The organism is Nocardiopsis sp. TNDT3 (assembly GCF_003427465.1).
GTDB classification, from domain to species: Bacteria; Actinomycetota; Actinomycetes; order Streptosporangiales; family Streptosporangiaceae; genus Nocardiopsis; species Nocardiopsis dassonvillei.
In genome coordinates, this window is record NZ_QPFC01000784.1 from 1 (window position 1) to 6,095 (window position 6,095).

The following is a 6,095-nucleotide window of genomic DNA, read 5'->3' on the forward strand; positions in this document are numbered from 1 at the left end:
CGCGCCCGGGCGGGGGACTGGTGGTGACGGTCGGGTTCCCGGCCGCCGGGGGCTGAGCCCCGGTCCGCCGGGTCCGCCGATCGATCAGTGCTCCCCGGTCACGCTTTCGGACTCCCGCCGCCCCTCCGGCTCCGGCGCGGGGGCCGGACCCTGCGGAACCGTGAGCAGCCGGATCCCGTACGCCGCCAACAGGGCGCACACCACCGCGACCGCGCCGCCGATCCACCCGCCCGCGTAGGTCTCGCCCATGAAGGCCACGCCCACCACCGTGGCGGAGACGGGGTTGGCGAAGGTGGTGATCCCCAGCGGGGCGCCCAGCTCCATGCCCTGGTAGGCGGCCTGGGCCAGGAACAGCCCGAGCACCGCGATCACGGGAGTGGCCAGCGAGGACGCGTGCACCAGCCCGACCGCGCCGGTCTCCCCGATGACCGCCACCGCCGTCTTGACCGTGGCCGAGGAGACACCGAAGGCCACACCCGCCGCGCCCGCCAGCAGGTAGCTTCGCCAGGCCGCCGAACGGACCCGTCCCGCCGCCCACGCGGTCGCCAGCAGGAGCGCGGTCGTACCGCCGCCGACCACCACCGAGCCGGTGTCGTCGAGGACACCGCCCTGACCGCCGGTCACCGTCACCACCAGCAGCACGCCCAGTGCCAGAGAGGTGAACGCCGCGCCCCGCCACTCCTCGCGGGTGACCCGCCGCCCGCCCAGCCGGGCCGACCACGGGATGCCGAACACCAGCACCAGCACGCCCAGCGGCTGCACCACGGTCAGCGGCGCGTTGCTCACCGCCGCCACCTGGAAACCGGCCCGGCCCCCGTTGAACAGCAGCGAGAGCCACCACAGCGGGTGCCGCAGCAGGGCCGCGAGCTGCCCACCGCCGGTGAGCGGCCCTGCCACCCGTACCGCCAACCTGCGCTGGGCCACCGCGGCGGCCGTGTAGGCCGCACACGAGAGCAGCGCGAACACGATCCCCGACACCACGCCTGTTTCCATGACAGCGATGATCCCGCCGTCCCGGGCCAGGTTCGCCGCGGGGGCCGGGAAACCCCGGTCAGCACGGGTTTTCCGACCGAACGGGGACCCCGGCGGAGAAGCGGTTCGCGCAGGGGCGCGCCGGCGGCGCCTCCGGCCGACCCCTCAGACGCCGCCGACGGCCGACCCCCGGTACAGCGCGGCCACCACGCCCTCGATGTCGGGCTCGCGCAGGGTCAGGTCGACCACCTCGTGCCGCTGGGCGACGCGGGCGATCACCGCCGCCGGGTTCTCCGACAGTTCCAGCCACTGGCGCGGGCCGTCCACGCGCACGCACCGGCCGCCCTCCACCTCGATGTCCGGGGCGGGCTCGGCCAGGTCCACGACCAGCACGCGCGGCGCCGGCACGCTCGCGCGCAGCCCGTCCAGATCACCGTCGTAGGCCAGGCTCCCCCGGTCGATGACCACCACCCGCTCGCACAGGCGCTCCACGTCGCCCAGGTCGTGCGTGGTCAGCAGGATGGTCGTGCCCTCCTCGGCGTTGAGCCGCAGCAGGAACTCGCGGATGCTCGACTTGCTGACCACGTCCAAACCGATGGTCGGCTCGTCCAACACCAGCAGCCGGGGGCCGTGCAGCAACGCCGCGGTGAGGTCGCCGCGCATGCGCTGGCCCAGGCTGAGCTGGCGCACCGGGGTGGCCAGGAACGGCCCGAGTTCGAGGAGTTCGGTCATCTCGGCCAGGCGGCGGGCGTGGTCGGCGGCCGGAACGCGGTACATGTGCCGGGTCAGCTCCAGGCTGTCCCGCAGCGGCAGGTCCCACCACAGGGTGGTGCGCTGGCCGAACACCACGCCGATCCGGCCCGCCAGCCTCGTCCGCTGGCGGGAGGGCTCCAGGCCGGTCACCCGCAGGTGTCCGGAGGAGGGGGTGAGGATGCCGGTGAGCATCTTCATGGTGCTGCTCTTCCCGGCGCCGTTGGGGCCCAGGTAACCGACGATCTCGCCGGGCCGCACGGTGAGGTTCACGTCGCGCACGGCGCTGACGGTGCGCCGCCTGCGCCGCAGGAACGGCCCCTCGGACAGGACGAAGTCGCGGCCCAGGCCGACGGCCTCGATGATCGGTTCGGCGGCGGACGCGTCGGACTCGCGGACGGAGGTCATGCTCAGCTCCCGGAGGATCGGTAGTGGCGCAGCCCGAAGCGCCAGCAGGCGGCGGCGACCAGGCACAGGACGACGGCGACGAGGGGTGTGGCGTGGCGCAGGGCGTCCGGCAGCCCCGTCGGGTCGGGGCGGTCGAGCAGGTACAGGACGGGCTGCCAGGTGACGAAGGCGAGCGGCAGCACGAAGGTCACCGCCCGCACGAGGTCGCGGCCGTAGACGGCCAGCGGGTACTCGGTGAGGGCCTGCCCGCCGTAGGTGACCGAGTTGGCCGCCTCCCGGGCGTCGGCGACGAGGAACTGGAGGCACGCCCCGATGACCCAGACCGCGCAGCAGATCGCGGTCCCCGAGGTCAGCAGCACGGGCAGCATCAGCACCCTGCCGGGGGTCCAGTCGATGTCGCACGCGGCCAGGGCGAAGACGACCACGACCGAGCCCGGAACGATCCGGCCCAGGCGGCGCGGCGCGAACCGGTCCGTCGCCATCTGCACCAGCGGCGGCACCGGGCGCACCAGCATCACGTCGAGCGATCCGGTGCGGATGTGCTCCCCCAGCCGCTCGACGTTGCCCAGGATCATGTCCGCCCAGGCGAAGGCGGTCGCGGCCAGTCCGGCGATGAGCAGCCCCTCGGCGAGGTCGAACCCCGCCAGCCGTCCGGCGTGGCCGAACACGACGAGGACGGCGCCGATCTCGGCGAACACCCCCACCGAGGTCGCCAGGGTCATCAGCACCAGCGAGGTCGGGTACTGGGCCAGGGCCCGGCACCAGGTCCAGGCCAGCAGCAGGTAGGCGCGCAGCGGCCAGGCCACGGACCCGCGGGCGCGGGAGATCAGGTCAGCCACCCTGGACCACCACCCTGCGGGTCGCGCGGGCGGTGAGCCACGCGCCCAGGCCGAACAGAGCGGCGGCCCACCACGCCTGGAGGGCCAGCCCGCCGAGCACGGCGCCGCCCGGCAGGGTGTCCTTGCCGAGCATGATCTCGGCGGGGATCTGGACCATCGACGCCCACGGCAGCAGCCGCAGGGTGTCGGCCAGCGCCGGGGGGAACAGGGTGAGCGGCAGTAGCATCCCGGCGGCCACCGGGCCGAGCAGCCCGGCCACCGCCCAGATCCCGCTGGAGTCCAGGAGCCAGAACCCGGCCAGTTCGTACAGGTAGCGCAGCCCGAACGAGACCAGCGTGGCCAGTACGGCGGACAGCAGGACGGCGGCCCAGCGGAGCGGGTCGCCGGGCAGGTCCAGGTCGAACAGCACCATCCCCACCGCGAACGTGGGCACCCCGCGGAAGACCAGGTTGAACGTGGCCCGGCCGAGGTCCTCGGCCAGCCACCAGCCCTGGAGGGAGACCGGCCGCAGCAGGTCGGTGCCCACGGCGCCCGAGCGCACCCGCTCACCCAGCTCCAGGGGCGGGCCCATGATGGCGACCATGCCGATCAGGCCCTGGCTGACGAACACCTGGGTGACGGCGTCCCCGGCGTCGTAGCCGTTGATCTCGGGGCGCGCCGCGAACAGGGCGAGCATGACGGTGGCGTTGATCGTGCCGAAGACGGAGTTGGTGAGGATCCCGGCGATCGTGGCCGCGCGGTAGGTGGAGTAGCGGTGCAGCCCTCGGGCGTACACCGCGAAGTAGACGCGCACGGGCGTGGACTCCTGGTGTGTCGAGACGTGCAGGTGGTGAACTACCGGTCTCGACACCGGGGGCCGGGGGAGACACGGGGGTCCGGCACGTCCCTGACGCACGGGGCTCAGGTCCGGGTCGCCGCGAGTGGCGAAGATAGCACACGCGGGGCCGCCGCCGGTCCCGATCGCGGCGCGGGCCGGGCGCGCGGAACGCGCATGTGATGACGGAGGCGGGGTCACGCCGGTGTCTCCCCTTGTACCGGCGGACCGCGCCGCCTCCGTCGCCCGCCCGGTCACGCCCCCTCCCCTCAACGGGGACGCACGGACCAGGCGGGGTTCTCGCTCCCGCCCCCTCGGCGGGGGTGCGGGGCGGGTGAGGTGTCCGCGCCCGCCTCCCCTCAGCGGGGTGCGGGACGGGCGGGGTCCTCACCCACGTGTGTCCAGCGGGGCGTACGGGCCAGGCGGGGCCCGGCTTCCGTTCCCCCAGTGGGGCGGACGGGGTCAGGCGAGGTCTCTGCCCCCGCTGCGCCCCGAGGCCGACATGCGCACGACGGTGGGCAGCCGCTCCAGTTCCAGGGACTCGCGCAGGGAGCCGACCCCCTCGTCCCGGCAGGCGTGCCACACCTCCACGGGATCGGCGTCCTCGGTCAGCACCAGGTCGAGCCACAGGCGCGGCTCCCGAGCGGACCCGGTGAACCTCGCCCTGCCACGGACCACGCGCGGGTGCGCGCTGAGCTGGGCGACCAGGGCGTTCCCGGCGGCGGACGGCGACACCTCGGTCCGCCCCGCCGCCGTGTCCGCGCCCACGAGCAGCCTGCGCGGGCGGTGGGCGCGGCCCTGGACCAGGAGCCAGCGCACGGCCAGCACGGTGAGCACCAGTGCGACCGCCGCCGCGGCATGGGGTGTCCAGGGCCAGGCCAGGGCCCGTGCCACCGGTTCGAGGCCGGTCAGCGTGGCGGCGGCGGGGTCGTCGCCGAACAGGCCGCCGCCGACGGCGAGTCCGGCCGCGCCGCCGACCAGGAGCACCAGGCCCGTGAGGAACAGCCCGAGCCGGTTGCCCCGCGCGGTCCTCCTGCTGCGGCGGTGGGGGAAGCCCCGGATCGTGGACCGGGTCGGAGAGTCCCGGCGGGGCGCGTCGGCGCGTGTCGTACCGGTGCCGGTCGTGTCGGAGACCGCCGCGCCCTTGTCGGTCGTGCCCGGGGCGGTCCCGCCCGCGCTCGTCCTGCCCGTTTCGGCGCTGCCCGCGCCCGTGCCGCCCGTGTCGGTGCCGGACGGGTCCGGCTCCGGTGCGGATCGCTGTCCGTCCATGCTCACGCCTCCTCCCGCACCCGGACGCGGACCCCCGGAGTGCGGACCGGAACGAGTTCCTCCAGCCTCCGGCGCACGGCCGCGTCCACGTCCCGCCTCAGCCAGTGGGCGCCGCGTATGTGCGTGCGCGCCCGCACCCGCACCGTGCGGCGGCCCACCCGAACCCGGGCGCCGCGGACACCGTCCACCCCGCGCGCCGAGACGGCGAGGAGGTCGCGCAGCGCCCGCCGGGACAGGCCCACGGCCATGTCGCGGTCGTCGGTGCGCAGGACCAGGTGGCCGCCGTACCCGGGCAGCGACGCCGCGGTCAGCAGCGTCAGGCCCAGGGTGGCGGCGACACCCGAGGCCAGCATGGTCTCGGGCGCCTCCCACGGGACCGTGGCGGCGCGGGCGGCCATGCCGTCCACCGCGGGGAACGGCGCGGGCGCGCCGACGATGCTCGCGGTGATCACGGCGAGCACCAGCCCGGAGACCACCGCCACCGAGGCGGCGACCACGACGGCGGGCAGCGTCCGCCGGGGCCGGAAGACCCTCACCGCGGTCCGCCGGGCCCCGCGGTCCCCGCGCCGACCCCCGGGTGGGGGGCCGCCCGGGTCCGCGGACGCCTCGTGGGTCCGCGCCTCCTCCTGGAGGGAAGTCATCTCCGCTTCCTCCGATGGCTCAGCGCACCCGCGGCGCGGGTACGAGTTCGACGATCTCGATGTCGGTGCTGTGGACGGTCAGCCCGGTCAGGTTCTCCACCGTGGCGGCCACGTGCGCGCGGACCTCCTCGGCGGTGCGGGCGAGCGGGGAGGGGTAGGCGACGGCGATCTCCAGGCGCAGCCCCACGCGGGAGCCGCCCCGGCGCACCTCGGCGCGGGCCTTGTGGCCCTCACCCACCAGCCCGCCCAGCCGGTCGCCCAGGGGACGGGTGGACCGGTGCTCGGCGGCTGCCGCGCACGCCAGGCGGCGGACCGCCCGGTCGGACACGACCGTGGTGCCGCGCTCCTCGGGCGGCACCCGGGGCGCGTGCCGGTCCGGCTCGGCGCCGGACCGCGCACGCG

The 6,095-nt window shown here is 75.6% G+C and carries 7 protein-coding genes; all 7 read right to left on the reverse strand.

The genetic code is table 11. The features are described 5' to 3' along the window. Window positions 1-84: 84 nt before the first annotated feature. Complete coding sequence (locus DQW06_RS19235) at window positions 85-993, reverse strand: DMT family transporter (RefSeq protein ID WP_013155773.1); 909 nt, start codon at window positions 991-993, stop codon at window positions 85-87. Window positions 994-1,137: 144 nt separating this feature from the next. Beyond that, entirely contained in the window at window positions 1,138-2,130 is a 993-nt protein-coding gene (locus DQW06_RS19240) for an ATP-binding cassette domain-containing protein (RefSeq protein WP_013155772.1), read from the reverse strand. 2 nt (window positions 2,131-2,132) lie between these two features. Then, a complete protein-coding gene (locus DQW06_RS19245; protein ID WP_071623083.1) occupies window positions 2,133-2,969 on the reverse strand; it encodes an ABC transporter permease in 837 nt (278 codons plus the stop codon). Beyond that, entirely contained in the window at window positions 2,962-3,762 is an 801-nt protein-coding gene (locus tag DQW06_RS19250) for an ABC-2 family transporter protein (RefSeq protein WP_013155770.1), read from the reverse strand. The genes DQW06_RS19245 and DQW06_RS19250 overlap by 8 nt, the downstream gene beginning before the upstream one ends. A 483-nt stretch (window positions 3,763-4,245) precedes the next feature. Then, entirely contained in the window at window positions 4,246-5,052 is an 807-nt protein-coding gene (locus DQW06_RS19255; protein ID WP_117199045.1) for a hypothetical protein, read from the reverse strand. Window positions 5,053-5,054: 2 nt separating this feature from the next. Continuing rightward, window positions 5,055-5,693, reverse strand: a complete 639-nt coding sequence (locus DQW06_RS19260; protein ID WP_013155768.1) for a DUF6286 domain-containing protein — start codon at window positions 5,691-5,693, stop codon at window positions 5,055-5,057. A gap of 19 nt (window positions 5,694-5,712) precedes the next feature. After that, on the reverse strand, window positions 5,713-6,095 hold a 383-nt coding region (locus DQW06_RS19265), incomplete at its 5' end, for an Asp23/Gls24 family envelope stress response protein (RefSeq protein WP_157983493.1).